This window comes from Candidatus Chromulinivorax destructor (assembly GCF_003366055.1).
Taxonomy (GTDB): Bacteria; Babelota; Babeliae; order Babelales; family Chromulinivoraceae; genus Chromulinivorax; species Chromulinivorax destructor.
Window position 1 is genome coordinate 580147 of the sequence record NZ_CP025544.1, and the last position, 14909, is coordinate 595055.

At 33.8% G+C, this 14909-nt stretch carries 14 protein-coding genes; 4 read left to right on the forward strand and 10 right to left on the reverse strand.

Annotation, left to right across the window (positions count from 1 at the left end; translation table 11 throughout):
* Window positions 1-2: 2 nt before the first annotated feature.
* The 3 genes from C0J27_RS02945 to ftsZ form a co-directional block, all read right to left on the reverse strand.
* Window positions 3-710 carry a purine nucleoside phosphorylase YfiH/LACC1 family protein gene (locus C0J27_RS02945; RefSeq protein ID WP_162801756.1) on the reverse strand — a complete coding sequence of 236 codons (708 nt, stop codon included), beginning with the start codon at window positions 708-710 and terminating at the stop codon, window positions 3-5.
* A gap of 365 nt (window positions 711-1075) precedes the next feature.
* On the reverse strand, window positions 1076-1966 hold the full coding sequence (locus tag C0J27_RS02950; RefSeq protein ID WP_115585703.1) for a hypothetical protein: 891 nt from the start codon (window positions 1964-1966) through the stop codon (window positions 1076-1078).
* A gap of 114 nt (window positions 1967-2080) precedes the next feature.
* Window positions 2081-3364, reverse strand: coding sequence for a cell division protein FtsZ (ftsZ, locus tag C0J27_RS02955; RefSeq protein WP_115585704.1), 1284 nt, complete (start codon window positions 3362-3364; stop codon window positions 2081-2083).
* 505 nt (window positions 3365-3869) lie between these two features.
* On the opposite strand from ftsZ, the gene C0J27_RS02960 reads away from it, so the two are divergent.
* Complete coding sequence (locus C0J27_RS02960; protein ID WP_115585705.1) at window positions 3870-4202, forward strand: hypothetical protein; 333 nt, start codon at window positions 3870-3872, stop codon at window positions 4200-4202.
* A gap of 8 nt (window positions 4203-4210) precedes the next feature.
* A complete protein-coding gene (locus C0J27_RS02965; RefSeq protein WP_162801757.1) occupies window positions 4211-4951 on the forward strand; it encodes an ankyrin repeat domain-containing protein in 741 nt (246 codons plus the stop codon).
* Window positions 4952-5246: 295 nt separating this feature from the next.
* On the opposite strand, the gene ftsA is transcribed toward C0J27_RS02965, so the two are convergent.
* From ftsA to C0J27_RS03000, 7 genes are all read right to left on the reverse strand, one after another.
* The gene (ftsA, locus tag C0J27_RS02970; protein ID WP_115585707.1) at window positions 5247-6479 is read right to left on the reverse strand and encodes a cell division protein FtsA; all 1233 of its coding nucleotides are present in this window, start codon (window positions 6477-6479) and stop codon (window positions 5247-5249) included.
* Window positions 6480-6481: 2 nt separating this feature from the next.
* Complete coding sequence (locus C0J27_RS02975) at window positions 6482-7225, reverse strand: hypothetical protein (RefSeq protein WP_115585708.1); 744 nt, start codon at window positions 7223-7225, stop codon at window positions 6482-6484.
* Window positions 7226-7389: 164 nt separating this feature from the next.
* Window positions 7390-7824 (reverse strand): hypothetical protein, encoded by a 435-nt coding sequence (locus C0J27_RS02980; protein WP_115585709.1) that lies wholly within the window; start codon window positions 7822-7824, stop codon window positions 7390-7392.
* A gap of 63 nt (window positions 7825-7887) precedes the next feature.
* Entirely contained in the window at window positions 7888-8535 is a 648-nt protein-coding gene (locus C0J27_RS02985; RefSeq protein ID WP_115585710.1) for a hypothetical protein, read from the reverse strand.
* Window positions 8536-8547: 12 nt separating this feature from the next.
* A complete protein-coding gene (locus C0J27_RS02990) occupies window positions 8548-11091 on the reverse strand; it encodes a hypothetical protein (RefSeq protein WP_162801758.1) in 2544 nt (847 codons plus the stop codon).
* Between the two features lie 557 nt (window positions 11092-11648).
* On the reverse strand, window positions 11649-12182 hold the full coding sequence (locus C0J27_RS02995; RefSeq protein ID WP_162801759.1) for a hypothetical protein: 534 nt from the start codon (window positions 12180-12182) through the stop codon (window positions 11649-11651).
* 46 nt (window positions 12183-12228) lie between these two features.
* The gene (locus tag C0J27_RS03000; RefSeq protein ID WP_115585713.1) at window positions 12229-12966 is read right to left on the reverse strand and encodes a TrmH family RNA methyltransferase; all 738 of its coding nucleotides are present in this window, start codon (window positions 12964-12966) and stop codon (window positions 12229-12231) included.
* Between the two features lie 174 nt (window positions 12967-13140).
* On the opposite strand from C0J27_RS03000, the gene alr reads away from it, so the two are divergent.
* Both alr and C0J27_RS03010 read left to right on the forward strand, forming a co-directional pair.
* Window positions 13141-14292 carry an alanine racemase gene (gene alr / locus C0J27_RS03005; RefSeq protein WP_115585714.1) on the forward strand — a complete coding sequence of 384 codons (1152 nt, stop codon included), beginning with the start codon at window positions 13141-13143 and terminating at the stop codon, window positions 14290-14292.
* A gap of 150 nt (window positions 14293-14442) precedes the next feature.
* On the forward strand, window positions 14443-14826 hold the full coding sequence (locus C0J27_RS03010; RefSeq protein WP_115585715.1) for a hypothetical protein: 384 nt from the start codon (window positions 14443-14445) through the stop codon (window positions 14824-14826).
* Window positions 14827-14909 lie beyond the last annotated feature (83 nt).

A 14909-nucleotide genomic window follows, 5' to 3' on the forward strand; every position in this document is an offset into this window, starting at 1 on the left:
GCTTAATGAAGCGATATAAGCGTTATCTGTCTACGAGCTTTTTCTTTTTCTCTTCGATATGAACACAATGATGTAGTGCATATTGTGCATACATTATAGGTAGTGTATATGTTCTTGGCTTTGATGCCAAGATTTCTTGCAATAATTGAGGTGAAAATGGTCGAGTTAAAGAAGATCTTGCTGTTTTTTTTGATAAAAGCAGCTTGAATATCACCATATTGTTTAAAGTTATCTATAAAATCTAAGCTTACTTGGTAACAACAGTCTCCTGCAGCTGGCCCAAAATAGATCTGCAGGTCATGTGTACGGGTCGCAAACTCTTTAAGCATGCTTTCAATAGCAATAGCAAAAATATTTGCTGCACAGCCCTTCCAGCCTGCGTGAACGATACCTGCGCTATGCGTTACCGGGTCATAGATAACAATTGGCAAGCAATCTGCAGTCAAAACACCAATACCATATTTTTTTTTGTTCGTAATAATAAAGTCACCTGATTGCTCTAAAAATTGATCTCTAGAGTCTTTACCCGTAATCACGACACCTTGTACACCATGATTTTGTTGTACAAAAATCATCTGCTCAGCGCCAACCTGCTGAGCAATAACTTGCAAAACAGGAGTCATGTTTTTTTGAGCAATATCATTCGTAGCAAGACTTTGTGATGCATCACCAAAATAGATCGTAATTTTTTCAGTTAAATGAATAGCCATAAAATAGCAATCTTTCATGCATGAATAGATAGAAAAATCTTTACACCGGCAAAGATCTTTCTATCATACAAAGTCATTCATATATTTCAATAGACTTTTTCATAACCTATACAAGATAATAGAACTTTTATTTTAGGCTGTGTGAAGCAAATTTACATGTGTATAAAATCCTACGATATTGGTGTGCTCATCTCCGGAAACATCCCTGGCCAGGGCAACTTTACGCTTTTTAAGTTTAAAAAATAGTACATCAAGCCACCTGCCAGCAAATTCCCGGAGTTTTAGTAGAAAACGTAGAGTAAAACTTGAGAGTTAAAATTTGGCTCTCTCAACCGAATCTTCAATTGTTGGTAAACTGCAACTCATTAAGGAAATAATCCTGGTTCAGATTCTGATTTTACGGATTTAGGTCGTGGACTTAACTTGCTTTTATTCCTTAGTATAGCTTGCTCTTTTAATTCCTCAGGAGTCTTGTAATCTTTAATTTGAGCCTTGATATCTTGACTAAATTCTTTTAGATAACTTTGCACCTGGCTATGATCAAATTCAATATTATTTTTTTTCAAAGTGATTGAAATTTCATCAATTACTGTTTGAAGAGATTGCGCTATTGGTTCAATTTCTTTTCGCACATCAGCTTTAAAAGTTTCTTCGCTGTATCTATACGTACCGGTATCAGGATTATAAGATTTAATGAATTCTTGTTGAAGTTTATCGATTTTTGAACGAGCATCTTGCAATTGTTTATTAAGATTTTTAATACTTTTTTTCGATGAATTTAATTTTGTTTGGACCTCATCTGGCAAATTCGAAAAAAGTGTATCTGTAATTTGTTGAAATTTATACGATATGTAGTTAATAAAATCTTGAGGAGTATCAAATTTTTTATCATGAATATCTTGAATTTTTTTCAATGCATCCTGATCTACCAAGGAATCGCTTACATCAAACGTTACATCTGAAGTCGGTGTCTGCTGCTCACCTGTTGTTGATTCTGTGCCATTTTTATCACCTTGTTTTTTTGTAACAGAAGTTGAATTACTCTCTTTAAGAGCATCGTTTAGTAATTTTTGAGCTGTTGCGTCATGCTCAGTTTTTGCACGGGCATCTTTTTCGGCTTTTGTTTCTTTAGCATAAGGATCCTTAGCCTGACCTGTTTCTCCTTCAAGTTTTCCAGATTTAACAGGAGCTTCAGGCGCCATTAATTGCAATGCACACATTAAAAACATAGATAATACTATTTTTAGATTTTTCATACATACTCTTTTTTATATAATTTTTTTAATTACTTAAAAACCCCGTAAGTTAATTTACGGGGTTTATTATATTCTATAAAAATAGAGATGCGTAATCATAGAGTTATAGATTTTTTATTCCATTGGTTCTAAATACGACTCTTCAACTTTTGGTCGTCGTAAAAATGCAGGAACATCAAGTGAATCTTGCTCATACCGGTTATTAAATGAATATATATTTTGTTGTGGTGTATGATCTTTTTCATGATGTGCAGGCATTATCACTTGCTCAACTAATTGAGGTGCCCCATCAACTCGTTGTAAGTATTCACTATACACAGGAATCACTTGTTCTGGAGCTTTAAGTTTGTGCTCAACAGGCTCTTCTCCTTTTATCTTAAGGTCAAGCATTTGGTCTGCAGGAATTTCAGCCTTAGTTGCGTATGCTAAAGGATTTTCAAATCCTGTTGCAATCACCGAGACAGAAACTTTATCTCCCATGCTTGGATCAATAACTGAGCCTAAAATAATATGAGCATTTTCATTTGATTCATCATAAATGACCGATGCTGCATCATTAATTTCGTGAAGCGATAAACTTAATCCACCCGTAATATTAACTAAAATGCCGCGAGCTTTTTTCATATCCATATTTTCAATGAGATTCGACGAAATTGCCTGCTGCGCTGCAACACGAGCTCTATCATGACCTTGAGCTGACCCAGCGCCCATCATAGCAAGACCCATGCCCTTCATGATTGCTCGCAAATCAGCAAAATCAACATTAATATGACCTGGCTGTGTCACAATATCCGTAATACTTTTTACTGAGTGAATCAGCAACTGATCAATCATTGCAAATGATTCAATCATAGTCACTGAGCGGTCAACAACATCGAGTAATTTTTGATTTGGAATAATGATTAACGTATCAACTTCTTTACGTAACTGCTCAATAGCTTCTTGAGCGACCATCATGCGACGACGACCTTCAAATCCAAATGGCTTTGTTACCACCGCAATTGATAAAATGCCACGTTCTTTTAATGCTTTTGCAATAACAGGAGCTCCACCTGAGCCAGTTCCTCCGCCCATACCTGCAGCAATAAATACAATGTCTGCATCGCCAATTGCTTCCATAATTCGCTCAAGATCTTCTTCTGTTGCGCGACGACCTAAATCAGGGTTAGCGCCTGAACCAAGTCCTTTGGTAGATTTTTTACCAAGTTGAATCTTTTTTAATGCATTTGAATGGTATAAAGCTTGAGAGTCAGTATTGGTAACAATAAAATCAATATGCTGTAAATCTGAACTAATCATACTATTAACGGTATTTCCACCAGCTCCACCAACCCCAACAACTTTAATAGAAAGAATGACGTCACTTTTTAATTCGTGTTCTTTATCAAACTCAATCATCACAGCTCCTTTAATAGCCTTTATATACAAAAATCATAGAATAGCTCATAGCCTGTCCTATTAAGAATGCTTTTGTAAAGAATATATAAAAAAATAGTTGATTAAGATGATTCTTGCATACTTATAGATAAAAATTTTGTGAGTTTATTACAAGGTTTTTGCCTACAACTTACTCTGCCTTATTAAATTTTGATAGGCTGCATAAACTAAATTTAAAATTAAGATACAAGCCTTGCATATCGCTTTGCTGATCTCCGGAAATATCGGTGGCGGCGGCCAGTTTACGCTTTTTTCATGTAAAAAATAGTGCCTTAGGCAGACCAGCCAGCAATTTCCCGGGAGTTTTCGTAAAAAACGTAAGGTAAAACTTGAGAATGAAAAATTGAGAAACTCAACCTAAGCTAAAAATATATAATTAAAAACCCAGATCATGTTTTCTTTTTGAGTATTATGTTATTATAAAAATATAGATTTATTTCCAGTTTTAATTTTATAGGAATGGCATATGAAAAAAAATAGAAATCATTATCTGAATTTTTGTTTGACTATCTCTCAAATAGTATCTGCATCTGCAATGGATAAAGATACTCATGATGATTATAACTATGCAAAAAACCAACCATATCTTAATAAATATATTACAAATGAAGCAAGTCTTGGTATTAATAAAAATACTGTTCCCTCACTAGAAGATATTCAAGGCGTAACATTTGTTGAGCGACTCATTGCTAACATTGATAAAAACATTGATTTAACTACTGCAGACTTTGAATACTTACAATCAAAAATTAAAATAAATCCTTCTCTTTTTTGCATGAAGTTTATGATTCATCTTTAGATGAAGACGTGGACTCTCATCTCATAGAACTATTATTTAAAGCTATAATTCAGAATAAACCTCAAATGATTGAGCTTGCGACTCTTCTTGATGTTAACGATGTTAATTTAGATCTATTTTGCCCATTCCCAGTAGAACATATAGTAAGAACTCATCATTCATCATCTCTAGATAGTATTGATGTAAAAACTAAAATAGACGATGAAACTTATCCAGAGACAGCTTTATGCACTGCTGTTCGTTGCAATAATAGAGAAATCATAAATCTCTTACTGAGCAAAGGTTTTGATATCAATTTAAATGGAATGGGTTGTTTTGAGGGAATATGCTTGCATCATGCATCTTTTTTAAATAATCCATCTATGATCAGGTTCTTACTGAGCAAAGGCGCTACAATAAATATAGTTGATGACAACAAAGAAAATTCATTGCATAAAGCATTGCGTAATGGTCAAACAAAGACTGACAATGGCCAAAAACTAGAACAAACAATCTTAACTCTGCTGGATGCCGGAATAAATGTAAATGCTCAAAATGAAGATGGTGATACTCCTTTACTTTTGGCAATTCTATATAAAGAGTTCAACATTATTCCTTTATTATTATCCTATAAAGCAGATCCAAAAATTAAAAACAATGCTCAGATATCTGCTTTTGATGTTGCATGTAAATTTGAATATAAAGACATGATCAATCTATTTTTAAAAGAGCAGGCAACAAACAAAAGAAAAAGAGCTGAAAGTATATAAATTTCAATAAAATTTAAGCTTTATGAATCAAATTTAAAAGTAGCATAGAACTTGCGATATCGCTTTGCTCATCTCCGGAAATATTGGTTTCCAGGGCCACTTTACGCTTTTTTCATGTAAAAAATAGTGCCTCAGGCCCACCGACCAAAAAATTCCTGGAGTTTTTGTAAAAAACGTAGAGTCAATCTTTAACGTAAAAAATTGGTTCACAGAACCTAACATTGTATCTACATTCTCAAAAGTGATACAAAAATATTAGATTATATTTTTGTATCACTTTTTATTTGATGAGCTCTTAGAAAAAATCAGAGACCCATGATTTCATTCTTATAAAAATTTTATGTAGTAACGGTCCTTGCATTGAGTTCATCGTGGTATGCTTTGATGTTCTCAACGCAAACATTAATAAACCATATCCTGTTGCATACATTGGATTTTGTAATGAGTCTGGAATAATTTGATCTTTTTTTGGCACACCTATACGCACAGGCATAGATAAAATATCTTGCGCAAGTTCATCAATTCCTTGCAAGAGTGATCCACCACCCGTAATGACTAACCCGGTTGTCATAAAATGCTGTAAATCTGAACTTTGTATCTCATGGTTAACCATAAAAAATAACTCTTGAGCGCGCGCTTGCAAAATAAACCCAATATGCTCTTTCGTTGCAAGTTCAGTTTGTCCACCTTGTGCCATGACTACCTGCACTTCACCTTGAGTCTTTGTCGAGTCAAAACCAACATAACCAGCCTGATGCTTAATACGCTCTGCATCACCAATATTTGCACGTAATCCAACAGCTACGTCATTGGTAAAATGATTTCCTGCAATAGGAATAACTTTGGTAAATCGAATTGTTCCGTTTTGATACACTGCAAAGTCTGATGTTCCTCCACCAATATCTAAGACGCCAACACCAAGCTTACGTTCATCGATACTCAATACACCATCAGCTGATGCAAGTTGCTCAAGAACAATATCTTGAACTTTAATGCCAACCATTTCACAGCATTTTACTAAGTTTTGAATTGATGCAACAGACCCTGTAACTAAATGAACAACAACTTCTAACCTAACGCCATGAAGACCTATTGGATTTTCAATCTTATCTTGCCCATCAACCATAAAATACTGTGGCAACACATGCAGAACTTTTTGACCTTTTTCGATCTGAACAGCTTTTGCCGCAGCTAAAACGGTATCAATATCTTCTTGCGTAACTGACGATCGTTTAATTGGCACAGCACCACTTGAATTAAACGACTGGATATGACTTCCAGAAATTCCAATATATGCAGACTCTATTTCACATTCCGCCATCAATTGTGCTTCATCTACAGCTTGCTTAATTGACGAAACTGTTTTTGCTATATCAACAACAACGCCTTTATTAAGTCCATACGAAGGCGCTCGACCAACACCTAAAATTTCAACTTTATCATGGCTTAATTTACGAGCAATTAAAACACAAATTTTTGTTGTGCCAATATCAATAGCTGTAATTATATTTGAAAAAACTTTTCCCATCTTCACCCCCCCTTATTTGTAGAAAATAGAACGATTTGTTGATCAAATCTAAGATCGCAGACCCAGGTGATATTATTTTTGCATGGTTTACCACGCTTATCTTTACAAGGCTTGTCGATAATTTGTCCCCGTAATTTTCGACACTCCCCAATATCTTGCATCGTTGGCGGTCGAGCATAGTCGACAAGCAACGAAAGGTCATCCCCATTTTTTTGGTCAAGCCAAACATTATATTTGCCAACCCAACGAATTGAGAAATCTTGCAAAATAGGATCTGATAACGACCCAACAAACTTTATTAAACGATCAATATCTTTATGATGAAGTGTGCCATCGTAGGTCACATTTTCAAGCTGAGAAATTAATTTATTTTCAAATACAGTTTTGTCAAAAATTTGACCCTGCTCAGAAAGAACAAACGAATCATTAACCATAAACATTGGCTGATACGCTTGAATCGTAAAATTAAGTTGATCAGGATTTTGCATATCAACAATAATTGATCTGATTGCAGAAAATTGTGATTCAATTGATGGTAACAAGGATGCTGGCTTTTTATTTTCTTTATATGCCGTATCAATAAAAGATTTGATCTCAGCTTTCATAGCCTGAGAAAAATTTGAATCTAATGTAAATGAACAGTCATCAGGATACACTAACGTCATATCTGGCTTGTGCTGATGACGTAACCACAAGCAGAGTCCAATGAAAGCAAACGCTATCATTACTTTTTTAAATGCTGTCATATGCCCCCCTATCCAGCAAAAAATTACTCCTTTTTGTATACTAATTATCGATTTCAATAGTCAATAATCTCAAATAAAAAGAGGGTTATGTTGCTTGATAGGAAAAAAAGGCCCCTCCTAGAGGCAGGAGCGAACCTTTTTTACTTTTTTATTTTTACAAAATTTTATTGTTTCTTGGGAGATATATAAAAATAAGCGCGAGAATCTTTTACTGCTAAAACTTCACGTACACACTCTTGCCACTCTTTGAATAACACGGGGTCAACTAATTTATTTTTACTAAAATTGCGTATGTTATATTGTAAAAAAATCATGTCATTTTCTATATCTTCTGTACCTAAAAAATCTTCTAAATAAAGTCCCATAGCTATAAAAGCTTGCTCTATAGTTACTTTTTTATAAGTCTGTATTTTTATAACTTGAGATAAAGATTTAAGCCAAATTTCCCACATTATAGAATCAATCATATGCTTATTTTTTAAAAAACTCATGTTAGTTAATACTGTCGCAAGGTCACTTGATGGCTTATGATCAAAATATCTTTGCAATAATCTAGCAACAGCATTAAAACTTTGTAATTTTGTTAATTTTTTCTGCATTACAATAAAATCCTGTGTTTTTAATTTCTCTAATGCATAAATCTCTAAATTTTAGTTGATTTTTTACCATTGCAATCTCTTATATGCTTTTTGATAACTTTCTTCAGATTCATAAAAGCTTCTATGAAATTTAAGCGCTTGATTGAGCCACTCAAGAGCAATACAATGAGGAATTATTCGGCGCACTAATGGTTTAAAGTCTTTAATAAATTCATCAAAAGGTATAAATTCAGATTCACTTGGTTTATCATCTAATGCAAGAAAATGCCATGGATAATCTTTTGTGAATTCAAAGATAATATTATTATAATTGTCATTATACATCCATGCAGAAACAAGAGGATTAGCATCTCCAAAAGTAGTACAAATTTGATAATCTAAACCAACCCAATAGCTACTAGAATTATTGGATGCTGGAACTTTAAAAAACCCAGTTTTATCTTGATAATACCTATTTTGCATGAGTCCTAAATTTTGTGAAATCGACTCATGTAATTGTAATTTGCCCTCAATTGCTTTTTTCAAACATATAATAAAAGGCTCGAATATTTCACTTACAGACTCTTGCCCAATGCATATTTGATAGTCGTCATACACAAAATATAATTTAATCATGTCGCAGCATAAACTTATTTTATCAATATCATGACCATGACCTGAAATAATTTTAATATACTCAGATGTTGATAATGAAAATATTAATTCTTTCATAATATAACCAATTTAATCTTCTTGTTTAGTTAACTTTTTTGATGTGCTATCTTTCATAAAACCTTGCTCAACTAATGCATCTTTCACTTTTTGGGGTAAAGTCGTTATATCTTCTACAATATAACCATGATAAATATCTTCTTCTTCATACTTTAAAATTACAACTTTACCATCCTGAACAGCTACACGCTGAGTTGATTTTTCAACAGAAAATGAATTATCCAAAGCATCTTGTCCATCTCGTGGAGGCTTTCCTATATGATCTGGACTGTTTGGATGATGCTTTGGAGATGGTCGATACGTTCCATGAGGCGCTTTAGAATTATTATTATTCTGCTCTTTATTTCGATTTGCCTGCAAAATAAAATCATCAGGATCTTGGTTGCCATGAGAACCGCACCCAGGAGAATCTTTATCTAAATCTGGGGCAGCTGGATCAGATTGACCACATCCAGTTGATTTTGATTCTGGTTCATCAGTTGGACCATGAGCAGTATCAGTAGGTCCTTGCTGTGGAGTCGTTGGTGTTGTCAAGGTTGTTGGGGTTTGCAATTCATCAGTTACTCCTCCACAACCACTATTTGGTGAAGGCGTTTGTGGTGTACTGTCCATAGGAGTCGAATCTGATGAAGATTCTGAAGTCGAATTCGTTGTTGATTGATTGCCTGAATTATTATCAATTTGATTACAAGAAGGAGTATCTTTTGATGAGACTGGTTTTGTTGCGTTTGTAATAATCGTATGATTACGTGAATAATTTGTGATTACCCATCTATTATTCTCTTTATCTAAAGTCCAGGAATAACCTTTTACATCATAATAACAACCATCATTACCTCGTAAAGGTTTACCATCTTTAGATAATGCAGCCTGAAAAGTTTCCGCTGAAGAGCTAACCGGAAAATAAGCAGAATGATCTGGAAGAAGATCATAAATTTCAGGAGTTGGAAGATTCTTTTCAATAGTACTTAAGACTTTATCAACTTCTGCCTGCTTTTTTGCAGCAGCAGCTTGAATGGCTGGCTGATTATTTTTGACATAGTCAGCCACCTTTGCTTTAACATCTGGTGCAGAATATAAATAATTCTCCATACCATACATAGGCGGTATCTCATGCACATCATGAGAATTTCTTGGAATAAGGTATAATCTTTGAGATCCATTATTTTCAAGCACAACAAGAAGTTGGCACTGCCTCCCGTCATACTCTATAGGAATCAAACGCGCATCTAAAATATCATCTTGCTTAACAGCTCCCAAAGATCCAATATTAATAGCTTTCTCAAGAGAATATGCTAAATCTCGCGAATATTTTTCTAATTGATCAAGAACTGATCTTTCTTCAGGTGTCAATTTTTTATAATTTCTTGCCTGCTGTATATAGTCAAAAATAAATTCTCTATTTTGATACATAAAGCTTCCGGCAAGAATTCCTACTCCAATAGGTCCTGCAAAAGTTCCTAGAAGAGACTCTAAAATATATGCTTCTGCCAACACAACACTTGTTGCCATTATCCTTTTTTGCTCAGAATATTCATTGATTGCATAACTATCGCAATTAAGATTTTCAAGAAAAGAAAAAATATCTTCTAAGTATTTTTCATGCTGAGCTTGATAGGTATTTTCTATATTATTTTTGTCTGAATGCCTTGCAATAACTCGCTCTTTATCTCGTGTATCTATGTTGATAAAAGCAATAAGTGCCTGTACCAGCTCATCAAATATTTTTTCTTTTTCTTTGCTTGCCCCAGGTTCTAATAATTTTGCAATAACTTGACTGAAAAAAATATACGCCTGTATCTTTTTTTCTTTTTGAGCTTTTTCTATATCAGTTAATTGATATGATTTTTTATTTTTATATAAAAAATGCCGATTTTCTTTTTCATACAAAGCATGCGCGGTAAAAAAAGCTTTTATTTCTTCACACTGCTTACGATAAACAAGATTTTTTGTAAGCTCTTCTGGTTCTATAACAGACTGTTTTGTTTGTTTAGTTCTATCGATCTGCGCTTTCTCTTGGGTGTCTTGTATAAAAAAACTTGCTCCAACAATAAAAAATCCTGCTCCAAGTGCAAGTGGCGCTGATAATACTAGACCACTTGTTGCAAGACCGTATATACAAGCTGCAGCTGCCATTGCAGAATAATCTACACCTGCTTGAAGTGAGGTTACTGGAGGAGATTGTCGATCTTCATCATGATCATCAGAATCACGATCATCTTTTGATGTGTCAGATTGCTGACCTGGGGCTAATTCAAACCATGTACCAGATGAGTGCTTTGCTGTAGGATTACTTTTTTCTTTTTCTTTTGAACGCTTTAAAGCAACAACCCTATCAGCAACGCGAGAACCCCGTGGTGCTATATAAGGAGTTTTCTTAGGAGAATTTGTTGAATTGGTTTGTTCAATCGGGGCAATAAAAGTCTTATCTGGAATACTTTTATTGATCTGATTACATACATTTTTATTTTTTGTAATATTTTTATTAAATTTTTCAGTTGCTTGCAATGAAAAAAAACAGACCAAAATCATGCATAGAGATAACAGCTTCTTCATAAGTGATTTTCGATAAAAAAGTAGAAATAATGTATATAAACTGTATGTAAAATTGAACTTTTTTAACAAATAAGTCAAATATAAAAACTTGTATATACAGCTACCAATCAATACTAAGCTGTGTGAATCAAATTTAAAAGTCGTGTACAATCCTACGATATCGCTTCGCTCATCTCCGGAAGCAGTAGTGGCGGCAGCCACGTTACGCTTTTTTTATGAAAAACTACGTCAATCTATGTAAAAAACGAAATAAACTTTGAGAAATTAAACCTGGCTAAGATTTAAAAAGAGTGCATCTGGCCCACTGGCCTGCAAATTCCCGGAGTTTTTGTAAAAAACGTAGGGTAAAAATCTTTAGTAAAAATTTGGTTCACAGAACCTACAATGACTATGAGAGTTTAAATTTTAAGGCTTACAAATAATTGTTTCTATTCATCACAACAAAAGGTAAATCCATAGATTTTTATGTGCAAAAAAGCATCTTTTTTACATTGCCAACTACAAAAGCTGAACAACAAAAAAAGATGCTTTTTTTATAACTATATTTTTTAATTTTTTTAAAAAATCTCTTGTACTGTTATTTGAAACTTATTAAATCGAATTGTAAAATCATCATACGATTGCACAAGACGTTTTTTAGAATCTATAGAAATAGAAGTATCATTACTATCTAAACAATTTTTAAATGCAACTAAAGACGGCTGGCAAGGACAAACCTCTAAATAAACACAAAAGAGCTCCTGGCAAGCAGCTGCAAGAGCAATAAAATCAAGCTCAATATATAAATATTCTTGATGCTCAGTAATTTGCTCAGATATAACGTTCATTAATTGATCTGCACCTGTAACACCTTCTTCAATGATCGTACCATTCATCATTAAAAACAGATCAACAATCTGCTGAATCTCTTGAATATCATGATACATGACTGACGTTACTTGCTTGAGACTTTGCCAATCAACAATTTTTGATTGCGCAGCCAAACAAATTCCTGACTCATAAAAAAAAGCTTGATCTTGCGGTGCATAATCTGTGAAAACCGCATGCATCATTGAACTTACACTTAGTAGTATAAACAACCACTTCTTCATAACAATACAACTCCCTTAAAAACTCTCTCTATTTTAATAACTTTTACTAAATCTTTTTAAGCTGCAAACCAATTGAATACATCAAAATTCCAGCAGCAACTGATGCATTGTAAGAAATATCAGGACGACGCTGAGGTAATAATATTTTTGTACCCATTTTTGCTACATCTGCAGAAATTCCATGCTCTTCGTTTCCAATAACTAACACAGCTGGATCTTTAAATGTAAAATTTGCAACGCTTTCTGTTCCGCCAAGTGTCGCACAATAAATGTTATAACCAGACTTTTTTAGTTCAAATAAAGCTGCTTTTACTGATGCTGCAAGATAAATTGGTAAATGAAGCGCTAAGCCAGCTGATGCTTTAAAAGCTGCTGGAGTTAACGAAGCTGCATTTGATCGAACTAAAATAACACCATCGACACCCGTGCAGTAAGCTGATCGTAAAATAGCACCTAAATTACGAACATCCTGAACTTCGTCAAGCACAACTATAAATTTATGTTTATCTGGGGTGAATATAGCTTGTGTAAATGGAAATTCTGACACAAATGCAATGATCCCTTGGTGATCTTTTGAACCAGCAACATTATCAAGTGTTTCACGAGTTACTAATGAAACTTGAATATGATTTGGAATTATTTTTGATAAAGCTGTCCATGATTTAATTGGATTTTTTAGCGTATAAATAGCGCCAATTTTAAGTCGCTTTGAGTGTAAAAGCTCAGTGACAGGATGAACACCATAGATGATGTTTGTATATTTAATTGGTTGTTTTTTTTTCATAAGATTCCGCTCATCCGCCAAAGTTTTTCACAACGGCTTCATTTGATTTAATTTGAAAATAGATAGATTATATCAAGCTTACTGCATCTACTAAACGGCGTCAATTTGCAATTAATAAAAAATAAAATCAGCAAAAAATAGATTAAAAACTGATATTTTTTTACACTAAACAGTATGAAAAAACTCTTCAACAAAACTCCACAAATCTTTTCCGATTCAGGCATTGTAACCACACCAGACTTACTTAAAAACTGGATCGAATTAAGCAAGTCTGCTGCAACAGCAAATGCTCAGCAATTTCAGCAGTGGCTTGGACCTGTGACAAAGATATCTGCAGTATTAAAATCAAATGCTTACGGACATGGACTTATTGCAATGGCTACTCTTTATGATGAGTGTGATGCTATTGCAACATTGTCAGTTATTAATCTTTACGAAGCTGTTCAACTTCGCCAACATGGTATTAAAAAAACAATTTTGGTTATTGGATATCTTGATGCAGCCTACGACCTTATCGTCAAATATGACATCCATGTTGTCATCTACGACCTATTGCTCGCAGAACAATTAAACGAAGTTGGTAAAAAATACAACACTCAGATTATTGTTCATATAAAATTTGATAGCGGCATGCATCGACTTGGAATTCTTCCTGATAACCTGGATCAATTTATACAAGAACTTAAAAAATTACCTTTTATTACTATTCAAGGAATTTTTTCTCACTTTGCCCAAAGTTACATTGCTACAACAACACATCATCAAGAAGATGTCTTTGTTATCGCAACTCATTATGGATTACAAACCCATATTTCTAATTCTCATGGCACCTTGACTGCACATCATAAAAACTATACTTTTGCACGCATAGGCATTGGTCTGTATGGCTATCTTCAAAAATATGATCAAGATGTTCAAAACATGCTTAAACCTGTATTATCATTAAAAACAAGAATTCTTCAAATCAAACAGGTCAAAGCAGGATCTTTTATAGGATACGACGCTACGTACCAAGCTCCAACTGATATCACGATTGCAATCATAGCAATTGGTTACGCTGAAGGGCTTGATGCTCGCTTGTCAAATTGCGGATCAGTTATGATTAACGATCAATTTGCTCCCATTATTGGCAGAGTGTGCATGAATTTAACCATTGTTAATATCAGCTCTATACAAAATTGTAGCGTAGGACAGGTAGTAACCGTGCTTGGATCTGAAAAGAATTTATCAATAAGCGCGTATGATTGGTCGGCTCTCACGCAAGCGAGTGCTTATAATCATCTAACTAAAATTTCGTCATCTCTTGTTAAAATTATTGTTGATTAATTTTTTATCATATAAAAAATTGCATAAAAAATTCATATAAACGCTTGCACCATAAAAAACGCCGTACAAAATTGACAACTATTGATTTTCTTAACATCATTGTGATAAAATTTTTTCAGATATGATTCTAAATAAAAAAAGGAGATCACTATGAAAAAAAATCTATACGCAATGCTTTTAGTTGTAGCTGTTGGATCAATAGCTAATGTACAAGCAGGTTGTTCATCATGTAAAAAAACAACAGTTCAAGTCTCTTCAGACTCAGGCAAAGTATCTTCATCAACAGCTGAATATAAAGACAGAATGCATAACATTGAAGAATGCATTAAATCAGTAAAAGATAAAGCATTAGGCAAAAAGAAATCAGCTTCGCTTGCAGAATTGACAACAATTGAAGCAAAAGTTGATGACTTTGCTCAAGATACATTCCGTGATGCAAATGATAAATTTAACATGCATGCTAAACATGTTCGTAAATTAAGATCTGAACTAAAACATGCTCGTGAATACGTAAAGAAAAATGGTATTAACTAATACAAGCAATGCGCTCTAGTTAAGAATCAAATCAATGAGAGCCCCAATATTATATTATTGAGGGCTCAATTTTTTAATTTCAA

Bases quoted from the DNA above. Each gene is read 5' to 3' on its own strand.
- C0J27_RS02945 (WP_162801756.1), bottom strand. From the start codon at position 710: ATGGCTATTCATTTAACTGAAAAAATTACGATCTATTTTGGTGATGCA.
- C0J27_RS02950 (WP_115585703.1), bottom strand. From the start codon at position 1,966: ATGAAAAATCTAAAAATAGTATTATCTATGTTTTTAATGTGTGCATTG.
- ftsZ (WP_115585704.1), bottom strand. From the start codon at position 3,364: ATGATTGAGTTTGATAAAGAACACGAATTAAAAAGTGACGTCATTCTT.
- C0J27_RS02960 (WP_115585705.1), top strand. From the start codon at position 3,870: ATGAAAAAAAATAGAAATCATTATCTGAATTTTTGTTTGACTATCTCT.
- ftsA (WP_115585707.1), bottom strand. From the start codon at position 6,479: ATGGGAAAAGTTTTTTCAAATATAATTACAGCTATTGATATTGGCACA.
- C0J27_RS02975 (WP_115585708.1), bottom strand. From the start codon at position 7,225: ATGACAGCATTTAAAAAAGTAATGATAGCGTTTGCTTTCATTGGACTC.
- C0J27_RS02980 (WP_115585709.1), bottom strand. From the start codon at position 7,824: ATGCAGAAAAAATTAACAAAATTACAAAGTTTTAATGCTGTTGCTAGA.
- C0J27_RS02985 (WP_115585710.1), bottom strand. From the start codon at position 8,535: ATGAAAGAATTAATATTTTCATTATCAACATCTGAGTATATTAAAATT.
- C0J27_RS02990 (WP_162801758.1), bottom strand. From the start codon at position 11,091: ATGAAGAAGCTGTTATCTCTATGCATGATTTTGGTCTGTTTTTTTTCA.
- C0J27_RS02995 (WP_162801759.1), bottom strand. From the start codon at position 12,182: ATGAAGAAGTGGTTGTTTATACTACTAAGTGTAAGTTCAATGATGCAT.
- C0J27_RS03000 (WP_115585713.1), bottom strand. From the start codon at position 12,966: ATGAAAAAAAAACAACCAATTAAATATACAAACATCATCTATGGTGTT.
- alr (WP_115585714.1), top strand. From the start codon at position 13,141: ATGAAAAAACTCTTCAACAAAACTCCACAAATCTTTTCCGATTCAGGC.
- C0J27_RS03010 (WP_115585715.1), top strand. From the start codon at position 14,443: ATGAAAAAAAATCTATACGCAATGCTTTTAGTTGTAGCTGTTGGATCA.